The organism is Lentzea sp. NPDC006480 (genome assembly GCF_040611995.1).
GTDB lineage: Bacteria > Actinomycetota > Actinomycetes > Mycobacteriales > Pseudonocardiaceae > Lentzea.
Window position 1 is genome coordinate 70,691 of the sequence record NZ_JBEXPJ010000008.1, and the last position, 22,630, is coordinate 93,320.

Consider the following 22,630-nt stretch of genomic DNA (forward strand, 5'->3'; position numbering starts at 1 on the left):
GCTCCCCGCGTACTGTTCCCGAGCGCTACTTCTGGTAGGGCGCGAGGGTGTCGGGGTCGACGTCCGGAGCGCCCATGACGGGGTGCACCTCGATCGGCTGGTTCAGGATCTGGCCGCCTGGACCGGGGCAGGCGGAGCACTTCTGCGCGATCTCCAGCACGCGGTCGTGGCTCGCGACGTCCACCACCCAGTACCCCGCGATGACCTCCTTGGACTCCGCGAACGGACCATCCACCACAACGGGACCGGAGTCGGAGCCGCGCACCACGAACGCCCGAGCCGGACCGCTCAAGCCCTCGGACTGCAGCAACTCACCCGTGGTCTGCAACTCCTCGTTCAACGCACGCATGTAGGCGATCATGCGGTGCATGTCCTCGTCCGACCACGCGGCGAGCCCCTCCCAGTCCTCCTGGCTGCCGCCGTAGCTGACCAGCATGTACTTCACTTCTGCTCCCCACCGGTCGCGCGGGCCTTGATCTCCTGCACGGCCCAGCTGTTGCCGTCCGGATCGTCGAAGAAGATGAACGACCCGCCGTCCAATTCGTTCATGCGCACGATCTCGCCGACGTCGACGCCGCGTTCGACGAGCTGCGCGCGGGCCTTCTCCAGGTCGGAGACGACCAGCTGCACGCCTTTCAGCGTGCCGGGCTCGCCCTTGACGATGCCCTTGCCCAGCACGATCGAGCACCCCGAGCCGGGCGGCGTGAGCTGCAGGACGCGGGTGTCCTCGTTGAACGTCGTGTCGTGGTCGACCTTGAAACCGAGCTGCTCGGAGTAGAAGCGCTTCGACCGGTCGATGTCCGAGACCGGCACGACGATGACTTCCAGGGTCCAGTCCATGGTGAAAGTTCCTCTCAGCGGTGGCCTTGCACCGACCCGTCGAAGTGCTCAGACACTTTTCGACACGGGGTCCCGGCCCACATACCCGAGCAGCCGGTCCTGCAGCGGGGCGTCGTCCGGCACGCGCACCTCGGCGCCGTAGACCTCGATGCCCGGACCGAACGCGCCGGGCGTGCGGAAGCGTTCCATCAGGTCGGCGGGCACGGACCGGGCCGTCGCCCAGAGTCGCTCCACGTCGGCCGCCGGAATCGTCTCGTCCTGGCCGGTGGCGCGCGCGAGGTCCCAGCCGTGCAGCACCAGGTCGTCGCTCACCACCTGGTCCACGTGGTCCTCCAGCAGCATCGGGCCCATCGGCGTCGAGACCTCGGTCGTCGCGCGGTCCGAGTCCAACGCCTCCTGCACCTGGCGCCGGGCCTCGCGGAAGTCCGTGAGCGGGTCATCGGTGCGTGGGATCGCGGCGCCGAGCATCACGCCGTGCATCTCGATGACGTGGTCCACGACCTCAAGAGCGGTCCACTTCGCGCAGGGCGATGCGTTCGTCCATTGGTCCGCACGCACGGCAGCGACCTTCGCCTCGAATGCCGCAGCACGAGCCCGGTACCGCGCCGAGATCGATGTTCCAGGGATCATGACCCTCACTCCTCGACTGCGCCACCGATCTTGCGCAGATGCTCGCGGAACGTCAGCCCGCTCGCCAGGTAGTCGCCGAACTGCAGCTGGCCGCGCAGGGACTCACCCTGCCTGACCCGTTCGGCCTGCGCCCGCTCAACGTCGCGAATCCCCGCCGCCTTGGCCAGCACGACCGGGACCTCGGATGCCGGCACGAACAGCACGCCGTCGTCGTCACCGAACACCACGTCGTCGGAAGTGACCGTCCACTGGTCGACCTCGGCCGTCGAGAGAGCTTCCGGCGCACGGTCCCGCAGCGACAACGGCCCGGTCGGGTTGGTGCCGAGGCTGAACACCGGCAGCCCGATCGCGCGGATGTCCTGGGTGTCGCGGTGCAGCCCCCAGATCACCACTCCGGCGAGCCCGGCGGCCTGCGCTTCGAGCACGATCAGGTCGCCGACACACGCCTCGTCGGTACGGCCGTCGTTGTCCACGACCAGCACGTCGCCGGGCTGCGACCGTTCGATGGCCTCCAGGAAGATGTCGACGCTGCCCGCGTGCCGGGCGGGCAGGACGCGGCCGGCGGTCTTGGTACCGGGGACGACCGGTGTGAGAGTGGCGGTGCGGACCGGGATGTTCGCCCGGATGCAGGCGTCGGCGAGATGCGCGGTGGTGAGATCCAGGGTGGCGAGATCCATGCCGCACAGTCTTATGCAGACACGCGCTCCGGCGTGTGTTCGGCCCGCAACACGCCCGCCGAGAGCGCCGCGACGACGCAGAACGCGACCGGCAGCAGGAACGCGACGTTGAGCGGCATGAGGTGCGTCATCCAGCCGATCACCGCGGGTCCGGCCAGCACGCCGACGTACCCGACCCCGACGACCCGCGACATGTTCGCCGCGGCCGCACCGGCTTCCGCGTGCCCGGCCGCGCTGAAGAGCTGCGGCACGGTGCCCGACAGCCCGGCGCCGGCGATCGCCCAGCCCGCCAGCGCGAGCCAGATCCACGGCGAGAACGCCGCCGTCGCGATCCCGGCCGCCCCGATCGCCGAGCCCCAGCGCAACACCGCCCGTGAGCCGATCCGCGCGGTGACGCGGTCCGCGAGCAGCCGTCCACCGGTCATCGTCGTCGCGAACGCGCCGTAGCCCAGCGCCGCGATCTCCGGTGCCGCGCCGAGGACGCCCTGCAGGTGCAGCACGCTCCAGTCGTAGGCCGCGCCCTCGCTCAGCATCACCAGACCCGCGAGCCCGGCCATGATCCAGATCCGGCGTGGCACCTTGCGCTTGCCGGTCGACGTGCTGACCTGCTGCTCTTCCTTCTCGTTGAGCAACGCACGAGCCGTGACGAGGCTGACCACGACGCCGAGCGCACTGGCCGCGCCGAGCGTGACAGCGGGGGAGAGGTCCCAGCTGAGCGTCCGCGACCCGATCAACGCCGCCGCCACGCCACCGAGCGACCACGTCGCGTGGAAGGCCGAGATCACCGGCCGCCGGTAGTGCCGCTCCACCACCACGGCGTGTGTGTTCATGCCGACGTCGATCAGCCCGTTGCCGAATCCGAAGATGAGCAGGGCCGCACCGAGCGTCCACGGCCCGACGGCGAAGCCGGGCAGCACCGCGGTGACGCTGTTGAGCACGCCAGCGACCGGCACCACGTACTTCACGCCGATGCGGTCGGTGACCTTGCCGCCGATCCGCATGCCCAGGAACGCGCCCAGCCCGAGCAACAGCAGCAGCCGGCCGAGCTCGGCGTGGTCGATGCCGGTGCGCTGCTCGACCGTCGGGATGTGCACGAGCCACATCCCGAGCAGGAACCCGTTGAGCCCGAAGTACGTGAAGGTGGCCACCCGCGCGGCCTTGAGAGCGTTCACTTGCCTCACGCTAACGAACAACATGCCTGTTCGAAAGATTGTGTTTCGCACACCACAAGTGTTCAATCTTGTTCGTGTCCCGCTTGAAACAGATCACCGAGGCAGTCCGCGACGCGGGCTCCCTGGGCGTGGCCGACCTCGCCACGCTGACCGGGGCGTCCGAGATGACCATCCGCCGCGACCTGGAGGTTCTCGCAGCTCAGGGAGTTCTCGAACGCTATCGTGGCGGCGCGCGCAGCCTGCTGCTGCGCGGCGAGGAGCCGCCGTTCGCGTTGCGCTCCGACGAGAACCCGGACGCCAAGCGCCGCATCGCCACCGTCGTCGCGGGCCTGATCGCGGACGGCGAGTCGGTCGTGCTCGACAGCGGCACCACGTGCTTGGAGGTCGCGCGGCTGCTGCACGACCGCCGCCTGACCGTCATGCCGCTCTCGCTGCACGCCGTGAACGCGCTGTCGACCAGCCCGTCGTTGACTTTGCTCGTACCTGGCGGACGACCTCGACCCGGCGAACTGGCGTTGACCGGTCCGCTGACTCTCGCGTCCTTGCAGGCTTTGCGCTTCGACACCGCCGTGATCGGCTGCTGCGGGCTTTCGGCATCGCAGGGCCTGACCGCTTTCGACCTGGAGGACGCCTCGGTGAAACGAGCCGCCATCGCCTCGGCCCGGCGCGTGATCGCCGCGGTCGACGCCTCGAAACTGACCCGCACCGCGCTCGCGTTCGTCGCCCCGGCGTCCTCTTTGGACGCTGTGGTGACCGACGCGGACGGCGACGAAGGCCTTGCCACCGCGGGCGTCACGGTGGTGACGGCGTGATCGTGCTGTTCGACATGTTCGGGGTGATCGCGCGCGACCAGAACCCGGAGGTCATGGCGCGGATGAGCACCGACCCGGAGTTCTGGGACGCCTACTGGAAGCACCGCCCGGCCTACGACTGCGGCGACGTGACGGCTCGGGAGTACTGGCAGCTCGTCGGCCACCCGCCGCAGGTCGAGAGGGACGTCCAGAGCTGGAGCCGGGTCGACTACGAGATGGTCGCGTACCTGCACGAACTGCACCGGGCCGGGCAGCGGATCGCGTTGCTGTCCAACATCCCCGAGGACCACGCCCAGAACTTCGAACGCACCTACGCGTGGCTGGACCTGTTCGAGGTGCGCGGCTTCTCGTGCCGGATCGGTCACGCCAAGCCGGAAGCCGGGGCGTTCGAATGGTGCCGCTCAAGGCTCGGCGACGACGACATCCTGTTCGTCGACGACAAGCTGGAGAACGTGCAGGCCGCCGAACGTCTCGGCATGCGCGGGCATCACTTCACCGGCATCGACGGCCTGCGGTCCGTTCTAGGCTCCGGCGCCGCCGTCGACCGGCACGATCGCGCCGGTCACCATTGACGCGCGGTCGCTGAGCAGCCACGCGGCGACCTCGGCGACCTCACGCGGTTCGGCCATGCGCCCGAGCGGGGTCGACGCGTTGATGCGCTCGACGATGCCGGGCGTGGCCGCCTCCCACGCGTCGATCATCTCCGTCGCCGTGCCGCCGGGCGTGATCCCGTTGACCCGGATTCCCTGAGGAGCCCAGGTCACGGCAGCGGTCTCGGTGAGGGAGTTGAGCGCCCTCTTCATCGCGCCGTACGCCGGCAGGGCGGGGTTCGCGCGGCGGCTGCCGATGCTGGAGGTGTTGACGATCGCCCCGGCTCCTCCCCGTCGCATGAGCGCGGCCTCGGCCGTCATGGCGGTCCAGTGAGCGCGGAAGTTCACCGCGAACTGCACGTCGACGTCCTCGTCGCTGGTGGTGTCGAGCGGCCCGGGGTGCTGGATCGTCGCGCCGTTGTTGAACGCGCCGTCGAGCCGTCCGTGCAGCTCCTCGACGCGGTCGACGGCAGCACGGATGCTCGCGCGGTCGGCGAGGTCCATGGTCACGGCGTCGGCGACACCGCCTGCCGCGCGGATCTCCTTCACGAGCAGGTCGAGAGGTTCACGGCTGCGCGCGGCGAGCACGACAGAGGCGCCCTCGGCCGCGAAGAGCCTGGCCGCTGCCGCTCCGATGCCGCGGCTGGCTCCGGTGATGAACATGATCTTGCCGGTGAGCAGGTTGGTCATGTCCACCAGTCAGCCCCGGACCGGGACGCGGATGCAGGCACAGGTAGTACCAGGATCAGCGGCCGCGGACCGGGCAGACTCGGGGTATGGACAAGCAGGAGCTCGGTGCGTTCCTCCGCAGCCGGCGCGAACGGCTCACGCCGGAGGACGTCGGTCTGCCTTCCGGTCCACGACGGCGCACACCGGGTCTGCGGCGCGAGGAGGTCGCGGTCCTCGCGCACATCTCCACGGAGTACTACATCCGGCTCGAACAGGGCAGAGCGCCGTGGCCGTCGGGGGAGGTCCTCGCCGGACTCGCGGGCGCGCTGCGGCTCACCGGCGCGGAGGCCGACCACCTGCACGTCCTCGCGGGCAGCGCGCCCGTCCGCACCGGGCTGCACCGGCGCGACGTCCGGCCGAGCATCCTCGCGCTGCTGCAACGGCTGCCGCAGACGGCCGGGTTCGTGACGTCCGCCGCGTTCGAGGTGCTCGCGTGGAACGACCTCGCGGCCGCGCTCATGGAGGACTTCGGTCAGCTCACCCCGCAGGACCGCAACCTCGCCCGCCGGGCCTTCCTGGAGCCGTCGGAGGTTCCGCTGTACGGGATCTCCGACGGCGCCGAGTTCCGCGTGCACGTCGTCATGCAGCTGCGCGCCACCCTCGCCCGCTACCCGTCCGATCCCGCCGTGACCGGCCTCGTCGAGGAGCTCCGTGGTGGCAGCGCTGACTTCGCCCGGCTGTGGGAGCGGGGTGACGTGCACGCCGAACCGACGCTGACGAAGACCTTCCGCCACCCGGTCGCCGGGCCGATCACCGTCGACTGTGACTCGCTCGCACTCACGGACCGCGACCAGCGCCTCGTGCTCTACAGCGCCCCGGTGGGCTCACCGGACGCCGACGCGCTGGCGTTTCTGAGCGTTCTCGGCGCTACCGTGCCGCGGTGAGCCGCAAGCTGCTGGCCGCGGCGTTCTACGCGCACGGCGACCTGGAAACGCCGGCCGAGGGGCCGATCCCGTGGGTCGACACCTCGGTGGAACGCCTCGACGACCACACCTGCGCGACGGTGTGGTTCCGCCAGAACGACTTCCTCGACCTGCGAGAGCAGGAACCCTCGACGCGCCTCGCCGACGACCCGGCCCTGCCGTTCGCGTACTTCTTCCGGGAGGCCGCTGCGAAGGCGGGCTGCGAGGTGGCGTTCCTCGCCACGCGCCTGCACCAGGCCGACCCCGACTGGCTGGCGGGGCGGTACTGGATGGTGCAGGCGCGCGACGCGGATTCCCTTGTGGCCGAAACGTTCGGGCTGCTCCGCCTCGACGACGGCATGGTGCTCGACTGGGAAGCACCGCGCCTCAACGAGCGCAACATCCTGCCGGGCGGCCCAGGCTTGACGATCTTCGCAGGTGCCGGATCGGCCCGTTGGTTCTAGACGAGCGTCGACCAGTAGAACCAGAACGCCTGCAGCACTCCGGCCGCGATCACCAGGTACCACAGGATCAGCACGACGCTGTGGAACTGGAAGCCCGGCCGGATGTTGCGCAGCGTCGTGTACCAGAAGATCGGGATCGTCACCGCCCACACGACCACGCAGTACGGGCAGAGCGCGCCGATCTCGTACAGCGACTGGAAGATCAGCCAGTGCACGAACAGCACGCCTGCTGTGACACCGATCTGCAGCCCGATCCACACCCAGCGCGGCAACGACACCCCGGCGAGCAGCAGCACGCCCACCGTCGTCACCACGGCGAACCCCGCGATGCCCAGTAGCGGGTTCGGGAACCCGAACACCTCGGCCTGTGCGGTCTTCATGACCGAGCCGCAGCTCAGCACCGGGTTGATGCTGCACGTCGGCACGTAGAACGGGTCCTTGACCAGCGCGATCTTCTCGACCGTCAGCACGAACGAGGCGACCAGGCCGACGAACCCGCCGGCCGCGAGCACCCACGAGACGATCCGGTTCACTTCGCGAGCTCCCGGTCGATCCCCGCCTTCAGGTTGTCGTAGCTGGGCGCGCCGCTGAACTTGGTGCCGTTGATGAAGAACGTCGGCGTTCCCTGCACCCCGAGCTTCGCCCCCTCGGCACGCGAGGCCAGCACCCGGTCGCGCAGCGTCGGGTCGTCGAGCGCCTTCTCGAACGCGGCGGTGTCGAGCGCGAGCTGCCGAGCCACGTTCAGGAACTTCGCGCGCTGCGACGTCTGCTGGCCGCCCCACTCCTGCTGCGACTCGAACAGCGCCTTGAACATCTCGTGCTTCCTGCCCTGCGCGTCGGCGGCCTCGACGGCGATCGCGGCCAGTTCGGCGTTGCGGTGCATGGGAAGCGGGAAGTGCTTGACGGTGAACGTGACCCGGTCGCCGTACTCGTTCTTGAGCTTCTCCACGCCGGGGAAGGCGGCGCGGCACGACGGGCACTCCATGTCGAGGTACTCGACGACGGTCACCTTGCCGTCCGCGGACTGCGGAGCGGCGGTCGTGTCGTTGCGGGAGAACAGCAGGAAACCGGCGACCACCACCACGACGACGGCGACGATGACCAGGGACAGGCGAGCGTTTTTGGACATGGCTTGGAGAACCTCCTGCGAAGGCTGGGAAAGTGGGCTTGGCGACCTGCGAGCGGTCTATGTGCGCAGCACGCAGAGCTGCGCCAGCCGTACTTCCAGCCGACGTGAAGGACGAGACCAAACCTGTGCGGGAATGAGGCGCGCGGGCACGGACCCGGCCCGCCGCAGCACGGCGAACCCGATCAGCACCGCCAACGCCACCACGAGACACGCGCCCGCGACGAGAATGCCCTCCAGCAACCCGCCGTCATCGGCCTGGTCGGAGTGGGCCACCACGTGGGTGCTCGACGTCGGACACTGCGCGGTCCAGGCGAACTCCGTCTCACACGGAGTGCCCTGCATCATCGCGACGCTGGCCACCAGCGCGAGCACGGCGAACACGCGCGCGAGGTACGCACGGGTTCGCGAGGCGCCGGTCACGTGATCCAGCGTAGCGACCTACGCTGATCGACATGGAGCGAGTCGGCAGCTTCGGGGTTGCCGAGATCGGCAGGTCGCTCGTGGCGGGCCTGTGTCACGGCGGCGACACGTCCTCACCGATCCACTCTCGCCGCGCAGCGCCGCCACCTCTGCCTCGCTGGCTTCTGTCCACTCCGATGTGCACGTGTGCGGCTTCGACCAGGAGGTCGTCGGCAACTCTGATCTGGTGATCATCGCCGTGCACCGATGCGCCTCTGGCCCGGGCCAACCCGTGGTGAACGCCCTCTTCGACCGGCTGGGCGGCGCGCTGCCGGTCGCGGACGAGGCGGAATTCGACGTGTTCTCCGCACTGAGCGGGACGTTGACCACGCACTACGCGTATCTCTCACCGTCGGGCCGCCGGTACCATTCGCGCCCGAACGGAGGTGTGGGGTGGCCAGGGTGTTCGTCAGCTACGCGAGCCCGGACCTCGCGCTGGCCGTGCAGCTGCACGAGTGGCTCGAAGACGACGGCCACGAGGTGTTCCTCGACCGCGACCCCCGCAACGGCATCGCGGTCGGCGACGAATGGGTCCGCCGCCTGCACGAACGCCTCCGCTGGGCCAACGCATTGCTCTGCGTGATCACGAAGGACTACCTCGACTCGGGCTGGTGCACCGCCGAGCTCAACACTGCACGCCTGCTGGGCACCAGGGTCCTGCCGGTGCGGCCCGGCACCGTCGCCCACCCTCTGCTAGACGACGTCCAGCACACCGACCTCACCGACCCGGCCGCCGCCAGGGCCCGCACGGCCAGAGCGCTGAGGGAGATCGACGCGGCCGGAGACCCGCACTGGCCGGACGGACGCTCCCCGTTCCCCGGCCTCGTGCCGCTCGACGCCGACCGCCACCGCGTCTTCTTCGGCCGCGATCGCGAAGTCGCCGACCTGGTCGAGCTCACCCAGGAGAACCACAGCGGCACGCTCGTCGTCGGCCCGTCCGGCTGCGGCAAGTCCTCACTCGTGCGCGCGGGCCTGATCCCCGCGATGGCCGGTGTCCCCGGCGTGTTCCCCCTGCCCGTGGTGGTGCCGGGACACGACCCGGTGAGCGCGCTGGACCGGGCCCTCGCCCACACCCCGCCGCAACGCCCGCTGCTCGTGATCGACCAGCTGGAGGAGGTCTTCACGCTGTCCGACGTGCACGGGCGCCGGGAGTTCGCGCACCGGCTGCGGGACGCGGACGTCCACCTCGTGTGCACGATCCGCCCGGAGTACCTCACCGAGTTGCTGTCAGACCCGCACCTCGCCGACCTGTGCGGCCGCGTCCACCCGGTGACGCCGCTGCGCCGGGAGTCGCTGCGAGAGATCATCGAACGGCCCGCCGCGATCGCCGGCATTGCGATCGACGAGCAGCTCACCTCCCGGATGATCGAGGACACCGGCGACGGAACCGCGCTGCCGCTGCTCGCGTTCACCCTCGCCGAGCTCGGCGACGGCGTGCGGCGCGGCGGCAGGCTCTCGTCCGCCCGGTACGACGCGCTGGGCGGAGTGCGCGGTGCGTTGCTCGCGGAGTCCGACGCGGCCCTGCGCGCCGCCACCACCTCGACCGGCCGCACCGCCCAGGACGTGCTCGCCGCGCTGCTCTCACTCGTCACCGTGGACGAACACGGCCGGCCCGCCCGCCGCCACGTGCGGCGCAGTTCGTTCCCCGAGCTCGCCGAGTTCGTGACCCGGCGCCTGATCACCACCGACACGATCGCCGGCGACGTCGTCATCGCCGTCGCGCACGAGGCCTTCCTGACCGAATGGCCGCCGCTGGCCGAAGCGATCACCGAACACGCCGCCGCACTGCGCACCCGCCGTGTCCTCGAACAGGCCGCCACCGAGTGGACCGCGGCGGACAGAGCCTCCTCGCGGCTGTGGCAGGGCGCCCATTTGCACGTGGCCCGCGAGGACGTCACGCGGGTGGACCTGTCCGCCACGGCGGCCGACTTCCTCCACGCGAGCGTCCGCCACGACCGACGCCGACGCCGCACCACCGTGAGCGTGCTGTCGGTCCTGCTCGTCATCGCGCTGGCCGGCGCGGCGATCGCCTACAACCGCCAGCTCATCGCGCAGGACCGTCAGACGGAAGCCGAACAACGCCAACGCACTGCGGTCGCCCAGCAGCTCGTCGTCCAGGCGGGCAACCTCACCTCGGCCGTCCCGTCGGCCGCGCTGATGCTCGGCATCGCCGCCGGGCGGATCGACCCCGGCAACGACTCCGCGAAGGCCGTGGTCCGGCAGACGCTCGCGGGAAGCGGCTATCTGGGCGACCTTCCGGACCAGACGCGGGTCGTACAGGCCCGGCACACGAAGCTGCTCGCAGGCGTCGGCGCCGACGGTTCCGCGACCGTGTGGTCCACCTCGGCACCGGGCGCGCCCCAACTGAAACACCGGATCGCCGTCGACGGAATGACACTGCGCCGAGCGGCGATCTCACCGGACGGCCGGACGGCTGGTGGCGATGACGCGCGGGCTGGCGTTCCTTGTGCGCGGACGGGTCGTGGACCGCTAACGGCCCGTTGCGATGCCTTCGGACTCCGCCCACTGCGTGAGGTCGTCCTTGCGCAGCGCGGCCGCCAGCAGTTCGGGGAACTTGTCCGGGGTGCAGGCGAACGCGGGTGCGCCCAGGGCGTGCAGCTTGGCCGCGAGCTCGTGGTCGTAGGCAGGGGTGCCGGAGTCGCTGAGCGCCAGCAGGTTCACGACCGTGACGCCGCTCGCGACCAGCTCGCGGACCCGTCGCTGCAGCTCGGTCTCCGACCCGCCCTCGTACAGGTCGCTGATGATCACGACGACCGTGTCGGTGGGCCTGCGGACCTGGGTCTGCGCGTAGGCGACCGCGCGGTTGATGTCCGTGCCGCCGCCGAGCTGGGCGCTGAACAGGAGATCCACCGGGTCGCTGAGCTGGTCGGTGAGGTCCGCGACCTCGGTGTCGAACACGACGAGCTTCGTCGAGATCGAGCGGATGGACGCCAGCGCCGACCCGAGCACCGCCGCGTGCACCAACGAGTCCGCCATCGAGCCGGACTGGTCGACGAGCAGGATCACGTCCCGCATCGCGGCCGTGCGGCTGCGCCTGCGGTGGCCGATCAGGTCCTCGACGATGACGGTTTTGTGCTGTGGCTGGTAGTTCTTGAGGTTCGCCTTGATCGTCGTCGCCCAGTCGACGTCCTGCAGCTGCGGCCTTCTGGTGCGCCGGGACCTGTCGACGGCGCCGCGAACGGCTTCGACGAGCCGGTCTTTGAGGCGCTTCTCGATGTCCTCGACCACTTGGCGCACCACGGCTTTCGCCGTGTCGCGGGTGCGGGCGGGGATCGCGCGGGAGAGTTGCAGCAGGGTGCTGACGAGGTTCACGTCCGGCTCGACCGACTGCAGCAGTTCGGGTTCGAGCAGCAGTTGCTTGAGGCCGAGCTTCTCGACCGCGTCCCGTTGCATCACCTGGACGACGGACGTGGGGAAGTACTTGCGGACGTCGCCGAGCCAGCGGTGCAGCTGCGGTGAGCTCGCGCCCAGACCGGCTCCACGATCGCCACCGCCGCCGTAGAGACCCGTGAGCGCGCCATCGCGTCGTTGGTCGTCATCTCCGAGCTGCGCGACGTCTTCCGCGCTGGGACCTAACAGGAGACGCCAACGGCGGAGCCGCTCTTCGGTCATTTGAGAGCCGCCGCCACTTCTTCGGCCGCACGCATGACGTGCGGACCGACCACGTCCGCGTCGAGCTTCTCCAGGGCCACGACACCGACGGATGCGCGCAGGCCCGGGACACCGCGGACCGGAACCGCGACGCCGTACGCGTTGGGCTGCAGCTCGCCGGTGGAGACGACCCAGCTGTCGACGGGCTGCGAGATGGCCTTGCCGGCCGCCCCGCGGTGCACCGGATGGCGAGAACCCACCCGGTACGCCACGTGGAAAGCGGTCCACGACGGTTCGACGACCGCGACGGCCTGGGCCTCGGTGCCGTCAGCGACGGTGAGGTGCGCGGTGGCGCCGACCTTCTCCGCGAGCTCTCTGAGCGCGGGATTGGCCGCCATCCGCAGCTGGGGGAGGACGTTGGACGCGAGCCTGAGCACGCCGAGGCCCAGCCGGACCTTCGAGCCCTCCCGGCGCACGAGACCGCGCGCCTGGAGCGGCACCAGAAGCCGGTAGACCGCGGCCCTGGACGCGCCGATGGCGTTGGCGAGCTCCGAGATCGACGGGGCCTCGGACTCCGCCTCAGCGACCGCCTGGAGCAGCGCCAGACCCCGTTCCAGGGTCAGCGAGCTCTCCTTCGTCGCTCCGACCATCACGCACTCCGAACTGTTCCCACCACCTCGGCGAGACCGACCACGGAGCCGCCTTCACCGGGAGCGGTCGCGGTCAGCCTGACCGTGTCGCCGTCCTCCAGGAAGGACCTCGTGGAGCCGTCGTCGAGCTTGAACGGTTCCTTGCCACCCCAGCTGAGTTCGAGGAACGAGCCGCGCTCGTCCTTCTCCGGTCCCGAGACCGTGCCCGAGGCGAACAGATCACCTGGGCGAACGGTAGCCCCGTTGACCGTCATGTGCGCCAGCTGTTGCACAAATGACCACGACATCTCGCGGAACGGAGGCCTCGCGACGATGGTGTCGTTGAGCTCCACCGTGATCGTGATGTCCAGGCCCCAGGGCTGATCCGTGGTCAGGTAGTCGTGCAGCTTGTTCGGCAGCGGCGGCGTCGGGACGCGTGCAACTGAGAACGCTTCGAGCGGTGTGATCCACGCGCCGATCGACGTGGCGAACGACTTGGCGAGGAACGGGCCGAGCGGCTGGTACTCCCACGCCTGGATGTCGCGCGCCGACCAGTCGTTGACCAGAGCGACGCCGAAGACGTGCTCGGCGGCCCTGCTCGTGGACACGTTGGCCGCCTGCGGGCCACCGCAGACGAACCCGACCTCGGCCTCGATGTCGAGACGCTCCGACGGACCGAACTTCGGGCCCTCGCTGCCGCGCTTCTGGCCGTTCGGGCGGACGATCTCCGTGCCCGAGACGTACACCGTGCCCGCTCGGCCGTGGTAGCCGATCGGGAGGTGCGTCCAGTTCGGGGTGAGGGCGTCGCCGTCAGGGCGGAACATCTTGCCGACGTTCTCGGCGTGATGCCTCGAGCTGTAGAAGTCCACGTAGTCGCCGACCGTGAACGGCAGCTTGGCGGACTCGATGCCGGTCAGCTCGGCACCCTTCGGCGCGGAGGTCGCGGTGACGATCTCCTTGAGCTTGGCGCGCAGCACGCTCCAGACCGGGCGGCCCGCCTTCAACAGCGGGTCGAGCGAGTCGCCCTGGACGTACTCGCTGCACTTGCCCAGCGCGAGGCTCTTGAGGAGCAACGCCTGGTCACCGACGCGGACGGCCACGCCCCCGTCGACGACGCCGTAGGGGAGGGTCTGCGGTCCGAACGGCTGGTCTTCGGTGAAGTTCGGGTCGCTGATCCAGCTCACAGCAGTCCAAGCCCCTCGAGGTCGGCGACAGGTTCGGCGAGCGAGCACGAGCCGTAGCTCGCGAAGACGCCGCGGACGGCGTGCGCGGCCTGGTCGCTGAGCGCCTTGGCCTCGGCGGTGAGCGCCTCGGCGTCGGTGCTCGCGAGCGCCTCGCGGACGTCGCGGCCGCTGAGGCTGCGCGCGGTGGCCACGAGGAGGTTCAGGAAGCCGTGGTGGGTGAAGTTCTGCTCGTCGGTGTAGCGAACGGCCTTGTGCAGGCCCGCGGTCGCCTTGAACGCGACGCCGCCACCGCTGACGACGGACAGGAAGTCCGCGACCTCGTCGACGCTCGGGAAGTTCTCGGTGCTGAGACCACCGCAGCGGAGCTTGGGCCAGCTGCCGTGCTCGATCACCCGGCGGACGCCGTCGAGCCACTCCGGGCCGCCGCGACGGGGTTCCACGACGCGGATGACGTCCTCCGGCACGAACTCGGACACGCGCTCGAGCCACACCTCGTCCACATCGGACGGTGCGGGCATCTCGACCATGCGCAGCGCCAGGAGCTCGCTTCGGCTCTCGACGATGGACACGGCCTTCGGCACACCGCCGAGACCCGTGTCGATCACGAGGCTCAGCGCGATCGGCTTCGGTGGCTTGACCTTGATCAGCTCGGTGATCAGCTCGGCGAGACGCGACGCCGGGCACAGGAAAAGTCCCATGACACCGGACCACTCGCCGACTCTCCCGTCGAGGTGACCGCGCACCGCGTCGGGCATCGACGCGCTCCCCGGAGGGAACAGCGCGGCATCGTCCACAAGCCTCGCGAGCAGGGGCGGAGTACCGCGCGGACCGGGCGCACGGAGTTCGACAGCGCTTGACACGGCTGACACGCTAGCTGGGTATCGGTAAGTGAACAAAGATGTCCGATAGTCGAACGCCTCCGGAGTCGTCATGGCCTACTACCGCCAGGTCGGGGAGATCCCCCGAAAGCGCCACACCCAGTTCCGCAAACCGGACGGTGGGCTCTACGCGGAAGAGCTGATGGGGGTAGAGGGGTTCTCGGCTGATTCGGCCCTGCTCTACCACCGGTACCTGCCCACCGCGATCGTGAACGCGGAGACGGTGAAGGACGAGCGCGGTGGTGTTGCTCCCAACCTGCCGCTGAAGCCGCGGGCGTTCAAGACGCAGGACCTGACCTGGGCTTCCGATGACGTCGACGCGGTGACCGGGCGGCGGAAGCTGTTCGGGAATGCCGACGTGACCATCGGTTTTGTGGTCGCTTCGGCGCCTTCTCCGTTGTACCGCAACGCTTTTGGTGACGAGCTGCTGTACGTGCAGTCCGGTGCCGGCGTGATCGAGACGATCTACGGGGCGCTGGACGTCGCGGACGGCGACTACGTCGTGCTGCCGACCTCCTGCACCTATCGGGTGGTGCCGTCGTCGCCGATGTCGTTGCTGGTGCTGGAGGCGACCGGGCACATCGGGCCGCCCAAGCGCTATCTGTCCGCGAAGGGCCAGTTCCTGGAGCACTCGCCGTACTGCGAGCGGGACATCCGGGGTCCGGTCGAGCCGTTGCTGGTCGACGGGACCGATGTCGATGTTCTGGTCCGGCATCGTGCGGGGCTGACTCGCTTCACCTACGCCAATCACCCGTTCGACGTCGTCGGCTGGGACGGGCACCTGTACCCGTGGGTGTTCAACATCCGCGACTTCGAGCCGATCACCGGCCGCGTGCACCAGCCGCCGCCCGTGCACCAGACGTTCGAGGGCCCGAACTTCGTGGTGTGCTCGTTCTGCCCGCGCAAGGTCGACTACCACCCGCTGGCCGTGCCGGTGCCGTACAACCACGCGAACGTCGACTCGGACGAGCTGATGTTCTACGTGGGCGGCAACTACGAGGCGCGCAAGGGGTCGGGGATCGGCATCGGCTCGATGTCGCTGCACCCGTCCGGCTGCACGCACGGCCCGCAGCCCGGCGCGGTCGAGGCGTCCCTGGGCGTGGACTACTTCGACGAGACCGCGGTCATGGTCGACACGTTCAGGCCCTTGGAACTCGGCGAGGCCGCGGAGGCCTGTGAGGACCCGGCTTACGCGTGGACGTGGGCCCGTCGCGGTCCGGCCTGATTTTCTGTCGGTGGTCCTCGCTAGTTTGGTTTCGTGAGGACACGAGCCGTTCCGATGCGCTGGCAGGGCCTGGGCAAGGCCCTGCCGGTGCTGTGGGGCCTCTACACGGGCTCCGGCTCCGTGCCGTACCGCGTGTGCGTCGACCTGGCGGCGGGCTCCGCGAAGTGCACGTGCCCGTCTCGCAAGTTCCCCTGCAAGCACGCCGTGTCGTTGCAGGAGCTCGACATCCCGGACGCTCTGCCGCCGGACTGGGTGGAGGAGTGGACGACTCGCCGCGCCACCCGCGAGCTCGACTCGTCGCCGGAAGCCGTGGCTCGTCGTCTGCGGGCGCGGGAGAAGACGGCTGATCGCCGGGCGGCCGCGATGTCGTCGGGCATCGACGGCCTGCGCGACTGGCTGCTGGACGTGGCCTCGGCCGGCGTGGCGTCGTTGCCCGGCCGTCCCGCGTCGTGGTGGCAGGCGTTCATCGCCCGCATGATCGACGCCCAGGTGCCCGGTGTCGCCGCGGCGGTGTCGGAGATCCAGGAGATCGTGGCGCGGTCCGGCCCGCGCTGGACCTCCGACGTGGCCGACCGCTTGGGCGGCCTGCACCTGTTGTGCTTCGTGCAGCCGCGCTCGCGGCTGGGCGTGACGATCCCGGAGGAGACCGTCCGGGCCACGCCGGGTGTGTCCGACCGCTGGGTGGCCTTGCTCCGCCTGGAGACCGACGACGGCCGGGTCCGCACCGTGCGCCAGTGGTGCTGGGGCCGTGCTTCCGGCCGCTGGGTGGTGGCCATTCGCCACTCCGCCGTGGGTGCTCCCGTTCCGTTGCTGCCGCACGGTCAGGAGTCCTCGGCCCTGGTGCACTTCTATCCCGGCTCTGACCGAGTGGCTCTGGGAGAGCTGGCCGGGTCCCGCCCGCCGGACGTGGTGCCGGCCCCTGATTCGTGGCGCTCGTCGCTGGCCTCGCTCGAACCGATGCTGATGGCCGACCCGTGGCAGCGCCTGTTCCCGCTCGGCTGCGCTTCGGTCCGGTTGTGCGGCACGTCCCTGGTCGACTCGTCCGGTCATGGGTTGCCGGTCCGTGACGACAGCGGCCTCGACATGGCGCTTGCGTTGACGGGCGGTGCTTCGTTCGACGCGTGGGGCCTCTGGGACGGCCACGCTCTCCGTCTGGGCGCTGTGACGGTCGACGGGACCCTGGAGGTGGTCGCGTGACCACAACGCGTCTACGGCCTTCTGAGCGCCTCTCGGAGGTGACGTTGTGAAGGCCGAGTGGTCCAAGACCGTCCAGGAGCTCCTGATCGGCACCGCTCGCGGCGGCGGCTCCCCGACCGATCTGCTGTCGTCGTGCGCCGCGTTGGGCGTGGCCGCGTTCGGCGCCACCCTGCCCCGGGAGGTGGAGGCCGAACCGCTGGCGCCCGCCCCGCCGGAGCTCGCGCTGCTACCGCGCCCCGCGGCTCGCGCGGTCCTCGAAGCGATCATGAGCGTCGACGACGAGGTCCTCCTCACCGAGTGGTGCGCCCTCGCCAAGGCCAACAACGTGGTGGCCGAACACCGCGTGCTCCCGGCTCTGCTGGCCCTCGGCACCGCCCGCCCGGGCCTGCGCGCGGCAGTGGTCGAGGTCCTCGGCACCCGAGGCCGCTGGCTCGCCAGCACCCGCCCGGGCTGGTCGTGGGCGTCCGGCACCACCCCGCTGGTCGACGAGGTCCCGCTGGCCGAGATCCTCGACCTCCCGAGCGCCCAACGGGTCCGAGCCCTGCGCCGCAAACGCAAGTCCGACCCTCGGGGCGTTGGCGCCTTCATCGCCGCGGAGTTCGACGACTCCCGCCGCTCGGCCGACCGCCAGGTCCTGATCAGCGCCCTGGAAACGGCCCTGGGTCCAGCCGACGAGGAACTGCTGGAAACCGCGCTCGACGACCGGGCCTCCGCCGTCCACGACGAGGCCCTGCGCCTGCTCCGCAAACTCCCGACCTCGGCCCTGTCCGCCCGAGCCGCCGCCCGCCTGACTGCCGGCCTCCGCCTCACCGCGGACGGCTTCGACGTCCGCACCGATGAGCTGTGGACCACCCAGCCCGACCCGGACGAGCAACGCGACCTCATGCGCGACGGCTCCGAGAAGGGCGTGGCAGGCCGCATCCGAGCGGCTGCCGCCAGCGTCCCGCCGTCCTACTGGACCGCCCGCCTGGAAACCGACGACCGAGGCGCGGCCGAGGTCCTGCGCCGCGGCCCCTGGGCAGGCGCGCTGCTGCGAGGCATCGCCGACCAACTGGCCGCCGCCACCGACCCGCGCCCCTGGGCAGTGGCCGCCGCCGAAACCCTGACCGGCATGGAACAGCTGGAAATGCTGGCCGCCCTCCCTGCCTCCGTGGCCGAGCAGGCGGTGGTCGCCGTCTCCGTGAACTGGCACTACGATCTCCTCGACCACGCCTGCGCCCAACTCCCAGCCCCGTGGTCCCCAGAAACCACCAGGGCCCTCCTGCACCGCTACGCCGCCCTCCCAGACCCCCGCTGGCGCACCGGCCGCCCACCAGCCGTCCTCCTCGCCCGAGGCAACGCCGACCTCCTCGGCGCCAACTGGGAGGGCCTGACCCGCCGCTGGCCCGAGAACTCCCTGGAACTGGAAGTCCTCCGCCTCCGCATCCGCCTCCGCGAGTCGTTCGCCCCACCCGCCCCAGCCTCGCCCGAGCCAGCGCCGCCCGACACCTCGGCGGCGACCGGTCAGATGCCTGCCGACGCCACGCCCACCGGTCCTGCGGCCAATGCCTCAGCGGGTCCGGCTGCCGCCGAGCCGCCCGCGTCCGCCGAGCCGCCCGGCTCCACTCCGCCTCCCTTACCCGCCGCCGACCCCGCGAGCGACACCGACTGACCGCACCAGCACACTTCGAACCAAGGCAACGCAATCCAGGAGGCCCAGTGACCGCCGTGCTCAGGCCGACGGCCGAACAGCAGTACGCCGCCGAGCTGGCAGCCGTCGCGGCCCAGGACGACCGTCAGCGGCCGCCCAACTGGAACCTGTCCCCGCAGGCCGTCGTCACCTACGTCCTCGGCGGCACCCTGCCGGACGGCACCGTGATCACGCCGAAGTACGTCGGTGCCAGAAGGCTCGTCGAGGTCGCGGTGGGCACGCTGGTCACGGATCGCGCGCTGCTCCTCGTCGGCGTTCCCGGCACGGCCAAGTCGTGGCTGTCCGAGCACCTCGCGGCGGCCATCAGCGGCGACTCGACGCTGGTCGTCCAAGGAACGGCAGGCACGAGCGAGGACCAGGTCCGCTACGGCTGGAACTACGCCCGCCTCATCGCCGAGGGGCCGAGCGAGCGGGCCGTCGTGCCGAGCCCGGTCATGAAAGCCATGCAACAAGGCGCGGTCGTCAGGGTCGAGGAGCTGACCCGCATGCCGTCCGAGGTCCAGGACTCGTTCATCACCATCCTCAGCGAGAAGTCGCTGCCGGTTCCGGAGCTGAACACCCAGGTCCAGGCCGTGCCGGGCTTCACGGTCATCGCCACGGCCAACGATCGCGACCGGGGCGTCAACCAGATGTCGTCGGCGCTCGCGCGGCGCTTCAACACCGTCGTGCTGCCGCCGCCCGCCACCGAGGACGCCGAGGTCGAGATCGTCGTCACCCGCGCGCAGCAGCTCGGCAAGGCGCTCCAGCTGCCGGCCGAGCCGCCCGCGCTCGAAGAGGTGCGCCGGGTCGTGAGGATCTTCCGCGAGCTGCGCAACGGCTCCACTGTGGACGGTCGTACGCAGCTGAAGAAGCCCAGCGGCAGCCTGTCCACGGCGGAGGCCATCTCGGTCATCGCCAACGGCATGGCGCTCGCCGGTCACTTCGGCGACGGCACGCTCGGCGCGGACGAACTCGCGTCAGGGCTCATCGGGTCGATCATCAAGGACCGCGTGTCGGACGCGACGGTGTGGCAGGAGTACCTGGAGACGGTGCTGAAGGAGCGCGTCGAGTGGCGTGACCTCTACCGCGCCTGCCTGGACGCCAGCGGTGACTGAGTCGGATGCTGGGCCGGTCCTCCTCGGCATCCGGCACCACGGCCCCGGCTCGGCCCGGATGGTCAAGCGAGCGCTCGAACAAACAAGGCCCGCGCTCATCCTGATCGAAGGACCACCCGAGGCCGACGCACTCCTGGAGCACGTCCACGCGCTCACCCCGCCGGTCGCGATCCTGCTCCACGACGAGGCCGAGCCCGAGAACGCCGCCTTCTGGCCGTTCGCGGAGTTCTCCCCGGAGTGGCAGGCCCTTCGCTACGCCGACGAACACAACACCCCAGTGCGTTTCTTCGACCTCCCGGCAGCGAGCTCGATCGGCGACGACGGCCCGAGCGGCAACGTCGACCCCATCGGCCTGCTGGCTGAGGCGGCCGGGTTCGACGACCCGGAACGCTGGTGGGAAGACGTCGTCGAGCACAGCGAGTCGGACCCGATCGACCTGGCGAACGCCATTGCGGAAGCCATGGTCGCGGTGCGCCACGAGTTCGAAGCAGAAGTAGGTGAACGCACTCTCAGAAGAGAGGCGTTCATGCGCCAGGCGATCCGCAAGGCGCGCAAGGAAACCGATGGCCCGATCGTCGTCGTCTGCGGCGCCTGGCACGTCCCGGCGCTCCTGCAGAAACCGACCGTCGCAGCAGACACCGCGTTGCTGAAAGGCATGCGCAGAAGGAAGATCTCCGGCACCTGGGTCCCGTGGAGCCACGGTCAGCTGGCGGCGGAGTCGGGCTACGGCGCGGGAGTCGACTCGCCGGGCTGGTACGCCCATCTCTGGCGACACCAGGCGGACGTCGTTCCGCGCTGGTTCGCCAAAGCCGCCGCTGTGCTCAGAGAAGAAGACCTCCCAGCGTCCACGGCGAGTGCGGTGGAAGCCGTCAGGCTGGCGGAAACCCTTGCTGCACTGAGAGAGCGCCCGTCCCCAGGCCTCAGCGAGGTCAACGAAGCAGCCCTCGCGGTGCTGTGCGGCGGCGACGAGGTCCCGCTCCAGCTGGTCCACCGCAAACTCGTCGTGGGCGAACAGCTGGGCGAGGTCGGCGAGGCCGTCCCGAGGTCACCGCTGGCGGCAGATCTCCAACGCCTGCAACGAAAACTGCGGCTTCCCGCGGACGTCCAGCCCAAGCAGCTCAAACTGGACCTCCGCAAGGACACCGACCGCGAACGCTCGAAACTCCTGCAACGACTGGAAGTCCTCGGCGTCCCGTGGGGCAAGTCGGACCGCTCCAACTCGCTGGGCACCTTCGCCGAGGTCTGGCAGCTCCGCTGGGACCCGATCTTCGCGGTCTCCGTCGCGGTAGCCGCCCGCCACGGCACCACCGTCCACACGGCCGCCGAGAACGTCCTCACGCAAGCAGCCCAGGACGCGACCCGAGTGGCCACGGCGGCGAGCACCCTGAGCAAGGCGGTCGGCTGCGAGCTCCCGAAGGCCGTCATCGAGTCCCGCAACGCCCTCGACCGCTGCGCCGCCATGGCCACCGACGCCCTCGAACTCCTCGCCGCCCTCCCGGACCTGGCCAGAACGGTCCGCTACGGCTCGGTCCGCGGCACCGACCCGGAACTCCTCAGGGTCGCTCTCCACGGCCTCCTCACCAGAGGCGCGGTCGGCCTCCCGCTCGCCTGCCGCAACATCGACGACGAAACCGCGGAGAACGCACTCCAGATCGTCGACGGCGCCCACGAGGCCACCCGGCTGGCCGCCGACGACGACCACCAGAAGACCTGGTGGCGAGCGCTGCACGCGCTCGTCAAAGCAGAAGCCCACGGCCTCCCGACAGGCCGAGCCACCCGCCTGCTCTGGGAAGCGGGCGAGCTGACCAGCGACGACGTGGCGGCGAGACTTCATCGAAGTGTCGCCACCGCGTTCGTCGCCGGCTTCCTGCGGGGTTCGGCGACGCTGCTCGCCGCCGACCCGAGACTGTTCGGCCTCATCGACGAGTGGCTGACCGGACTGCGCGGTGAGGCGTTCGACGACGCGCTGCCGTTGCTGCGCCGCGCCATCACCGACTTCACGCCCGCCGAGCGGCGCCTGCTCGGCGAACGGGTCGTCGCGGGCGGAACCCCTCAGCCCGCACGCGACGACGAGTGGGACCTGGAGATCGCGGAACGACTCGCGGCCCACGTCCGGAGCCTCATGAGTTTGGCGACCGGCGAACCCGCCGATCCCAGCATCGTGACCGCACCGGACGAAAAGCGCCTCGACGAGTCCCAAGAGCTCATCGACGAGGCCAAGAAGATCGCCCGCGACCTCCGCGAGGAGGTCCCGGACACCGCACCCGAGCCTCCGAGAGAAGAGGGCTCGCCGGCCAACTAGGCCGCCCAGGGCGGCGTGACCGTCGTCCCGTCGGCCAGCGTGCCGATGATGCCCACCGAGGTCGCGACCAGCACCCGAGCAGGGCCGCCGGTCAGCGACAGCTCGGTGTTCGGCTGCACCACGATCACGTCACCGGCGCCTGCGGTCTGCCCCTGGATCGTCACCGACCCGGACAGCACGTAGAAGACCTCCTCCTTCGACGCCCGGTGCGGCGTCGGGTCGCCGCCTTCCGGCACGTCGACGGTCCACAGCGCGATCTCGGTGCTGCCGCGCGACGGCGAAGCGAACGGCCTGAACTCGAACCCGCCGAACTCGAACGGCTCTACGGAATCCCCCGTAACCAGCAAGGCAACCTCCATGTAGTCAACTTGGTTGTCTAACCATAGAATAAAGACAACCAGGTTGTCTACCAGGG

The 22,630-nt window shown here is 70.2% G+C and carries 23 protein-coding genes and 1 pseudogene; 10 read left to right on the plus strand and 14 right to left on the minus strand.

Features of this window, described 5'->3' with window-relative positions; translation table 11 throughout:
* Positions 1-25: 25 nt before the first annotated feature.
* Genes ABZX92_RS05575 through ABZX92_RS05595 form a run of 5 tightly spaced genes read right to left on the minus strand, consistent with a single transcriptional unit; the run spans position 26 to position 3,319 of the window.
* On the minus strand, positions 26-436 hold the full coding sequence (locus ABZX92_RS05575) for a YciI family protein (RefSeq protein ID WP_355554470.1): 411 nt from the start codon (positions 434-436) through the stop codon (positions 26-28).
* Between the two features lie 5 nt (positions 437-441).
* Entirely contained in the window at positions 442-840 is a 399-nt protein-coding gene (locus ABZX92_RS05580; protein ID WP_355554397.1) for a VOC family protein, read from the minus strand.
* A gap of 48 nt (positions 841-888) precedes the next feature.
* Positions 889-1,470: a TIGR03086 family metal-binding protein gene (locus ABZX92_RS05585; RefSeq protein ID WP_355554398.1), complete on the minus strand. Its 582-nt coding sequence runs from the start codon at positions 1,468-1,470 to the stop codon at positions 889-891.
* Between the two features lie 5 nt (positions 1,471-1,475).
* A complete protein-coding gene (locus tag ABZX92_RS05590) occupies positions 1,476-2,147 on the minus strand; it encodes an RraA family protein (protein WP_355554400.1) in 672 nt (223 codons plus the stop codon).
* An 11-nt stretch (positions 2,148-2,158) separates the two neighbouring features.
* On the minus strand, positions 2,159-3,319 hold the full coding sequence (locus ABZX92_RS05595; RefSeq protein ID WP_355554402.1) for an MFS transporter: 1,161 nt from the start codon (positions 3,317-3,319) through the stop codon (positions 2,159-2,161).
* Between the two features lie 74 nt (positions 3,320-3,393).
* Here ABZX92_RS05595 and ABZX92_RS05600 point away from each other — a divergent pair, with 74 nt between their 5' ends.
* Both ABZX92_RS05600 and ABZX92_RS05605 read left to right on the plus strand, forming a co-directional pair.
* Positions 3,394-4,131 (plus strand): DeoR/GlpR family DNA-binding transcription regulator, encoded by a 738-nt coding sequence (locus ABZX92_RS05600; RefSeq protein WP_355554404.1) that lies wholly within the window; start codon positions 3,394-3,396, stop codon positions 4,129-4,131.
* Complete coding sequence (locus ABZX92_RS05605; protein WP_355554406.1) at positions 4,128-4,703, plus strand: HAD-IA family hydrolase; 576 nt, start codon at positions 4,128-4,130, stop codon at positions 4,701-4,703. The genes ABZX92_RS05600 and ABZX92_RS05605 overlap by 4 nt, the downstream gene beginning before the upstream one ends.
* Here ABZX92_RS05605 and ABZX92_RS05610 read toward each other — a convergent pair.
* The gene (locus tag ABZX92_RS05610; protein WP_355554408.1) at positions 4,653-5,411 is read right to left on the minus strand and encodes an SDR family oxidoreductase; all 759 of its coding nucleotides are present in this window, start codon (positions 5,409-5,411) and stop codon (positions 4,653-4,655) included. The two genes, ABZX92_RS05605 and ABZX92_RS05610, sit on opposite strands and share 51 nt — an antisense overlap.
* 86 nt (positions 5,412-5,497) lie before the next feature.
* Here ABZX92_RS05610 and ABZX92_RS05615 point away from each other — a divergent pair, with 86 nt between their 5' ends.
* Positions 5,498-6,334, plus strand: coding sequence for a helix-turn-helix transcriptional regulator (locus ABZX92_RS05615; protein WP_355554410.1), 837 nt, complete (start codon positions 5,498-5,500; stop codon positions 6,332-6,334).
* Positions 6,331-6,816, plus strand: coding sequence for a hypothetical protein (locus ABZX92_RS05620; RefSeq protein ID WP_355554412.1), 486 nt, complete (start codon positions 6,331-6,333; stop codon positions 6,814-6,816). Before ABZX92_RS05615 ends, ABZX92_RS05620 begins: the two co-directional genes overlap by 4 nt.
* Here ABZX92_RS05620 and ABZX92_RS05625 read toward each other — a convergent pair.
* Genes ABZX92_RS05625 through ABZX92_RS05635 form a run of 3 tightly spaced genes read right to left on the minus strand, consistent with a single transcriptional unit; the run spans position 6,813 to position 8,365 of the window.
* Positions 6,813-7,349 (minus strand): vitamin K epoxide reductase family protein, encoded by a 537-nt coding sequence (locus ABZX92_RS05625; RefSeq protein ID WP_355554414.1) that lies wholly within the window; start codon positions 7,347-7,349, stop codon positions 6,813-6,815. The two genes, ABZX92_RS05620 and ABZX92_RS05625, sit on opposite strands and share 4 nt — an antisense overlap.
* Positions 7,346-7,945, minus strand: a complete 600-nt coding sequence (locus ABZX92_RS05630; RefSeq protein WP_355554416.1) for a thioredoxin domain-containing protein — start codon at positions 7,943-7,945, stop codon at positions 7,346-7,348. Before ABZX92_RS05630 ends, ABZX92_RS05625 begins: the two co-directional genes overlap by 4 nt.
* Positions 7,946-8,002: 57 nt before the next feature.
* A complete protein-coding gene (locus tag ABZX92_RS05635; protein ID WP_355554418.1) occupies positions 8,003-8,365 on the minus strand; it encodes a hypothetical protein in 363 nt (120 codons plus the stop codon).
* A gap of 246 nt (positions 8,366-8,611) precedes the next feature.
* Here ABZX92_RS05635 and ABZX92_RS05640 point away from each other — a divergent pair.
* Positions 8,612-10,240 (plus strand): annotated as a pseudogene (locus ABZX92_RS05640) (TIR domain-containing protein); the annotation flags it as partial.
* Between the two features lie 654 nt (positions 10,241-10,894).
* On the opposite strand, the gene ABZX92_RS05645 reads toward ABZX92_RS05640, so the two are convergent.
* From ABZX92_RS05645 to ABZX92_RS05660, 4 genes are read right to left on the minus strand one after another with little or no spacing between them, the layout of a single operon-like run.
* Positions 10,895-12,037, minus strand: coding sequence for a VWA domain-containing protein (locus tag ABZX92_RS05645; RefSeq protein ID WP_355554472.1), 1,143 nt, complete (start codon positions 12,035-12,037; stop codon positions 10,895-10,897).
* Entirely contained in the window at positions 12,034-12,666 is a 633-nt protein-coding gene (locus ABZX92_RS05650; RefSeq protein ID WP_355554420.1) for a helix-turn-helix domain-containing protein, read from the minus strand. Before ABZX92_RS05650 ends, ABZX92_RS05645 begins: the two co-directional genes overlap by 4 nt.
* Positions 12,666-13,829, minus strand: coding sequence for a fumarylacetoacetate hydrolase family protein (locus ABZX92_RS05655; RefSeq protein ID WP_355554422.1), 1,164 nt, complete (start codon positions 13,827-13,829; stop codon positions 12,666-12,668). Before ABZX92_RS05655 ends, ABZX92_RS05650 begins: the two co-directional genes overlap by 1 nt.
* Positions 13,826-14,689 (minus strand): hypothetical protein, encoded by an 864-nt coding sequence (locus ABZX92_RS05660; protein WP_355554424.1) that lies wholly within the window; start codon positions 14,687-14,689, stop codon positions 13,826-13,828. Before ABZX92_RS05660 ends, ABZX92_RS05655 begins: the two co-directional genes overlap by 4 nt.
* A 70-nt stretch (positions 14,690-14,759) precedes the next feature.
* Here ABZX92_RS05660 and ABZX92_RS05665 point away from each other — a divergent pair, with 70 nt between their 5' ends.
* The 5 genes from ABZX92_RS05665 to ABZX92_RS05685 are packed head-to-tail and all read left to right on the plus strand — an operon-like array spanning position 14,760 to position 22,215.
* Positions 14,760-15,932, plus strand: coding sequence for a homogentisate 1,2-dioxygenase (locus tag ABZX92_RS05665; RefSeq protein WP_355554426.1), 1,173 nt, complete (start codon positions 14,760-14,762; stop codon positions 15,930-15,932).
* Between the two features lie 33 nt (positions 15,933-15,965).
* The gene (locus ABZX92_RS05670) at positions 15,966-17,129 is read left to right on the plus strand and encodes an SWIM zinc finger family protein (RefSeq protein WP_355554428.1); all 1,164 of its coding nucleotides are present in this window, start codon (positions 15,966-15,968) and stop codon (positions 17,127-17,129) included.
* Positions 17,130-17,175: 46 nt separating this feature from the next.
* Positions 17,176-18,780, plus strand: coding sequence for a DUF5691 domain-containing protein (locus tag ABZX92_RS05675; RefSeq protein ID WP_355554430.1), 1,605 nt, complete (start codon positions 17,176-17,178; stop codon positions 18,778-18,780).
* Between the two features lie 47 nt (positions 18,781-18,827).
* On the plus strand, positions 18,828-19,913 hold the full coding sequence (locus tag ABZX92_RS05680; RefSeq protein WP_355554432.1) for an AAA family ATPase: 1,086 nt from the start codon (positions 18,828-18,830) through the stop codon (positions 19,911-19,913).
* The gene (locus tag ABZX92_RS05685) at positions 19,906-22,215 is read left to right on the plus strand and encodes a DUF5682 family protein (protein ID WP_355554434.1); all 2,310 of its coding nucleotides are present in this window, start codon (positions 19,906-19,908) and stop codon (positions 22,213-22,215) included. The genes ABZX92_RS05680 and ABZX92_RS05685 overlap by 8 nt, the downstream gene beginning before the upstream one ends.
* On the opposite strand, the gene ABZX92_RS05690 is transcribed toward ABZX92_RS05685, so the two are convergent.
* A complete protein-coding gene (locus ABZX92_RS05690) occupies positions 22,212-22,574 on the minus strand; it encodes a cupin domain-containing protein (RefSeq protein ID WP_355554436.1) in 363 nt (120 codons plus the stop codon). The genes ABZX92_RS05685 and ABZX92_RS05690 overlap by 4 nt on opposite strands.
* Between the last annotated feature and the right edge of the window lie 56 nt (positions 22,575-22,630).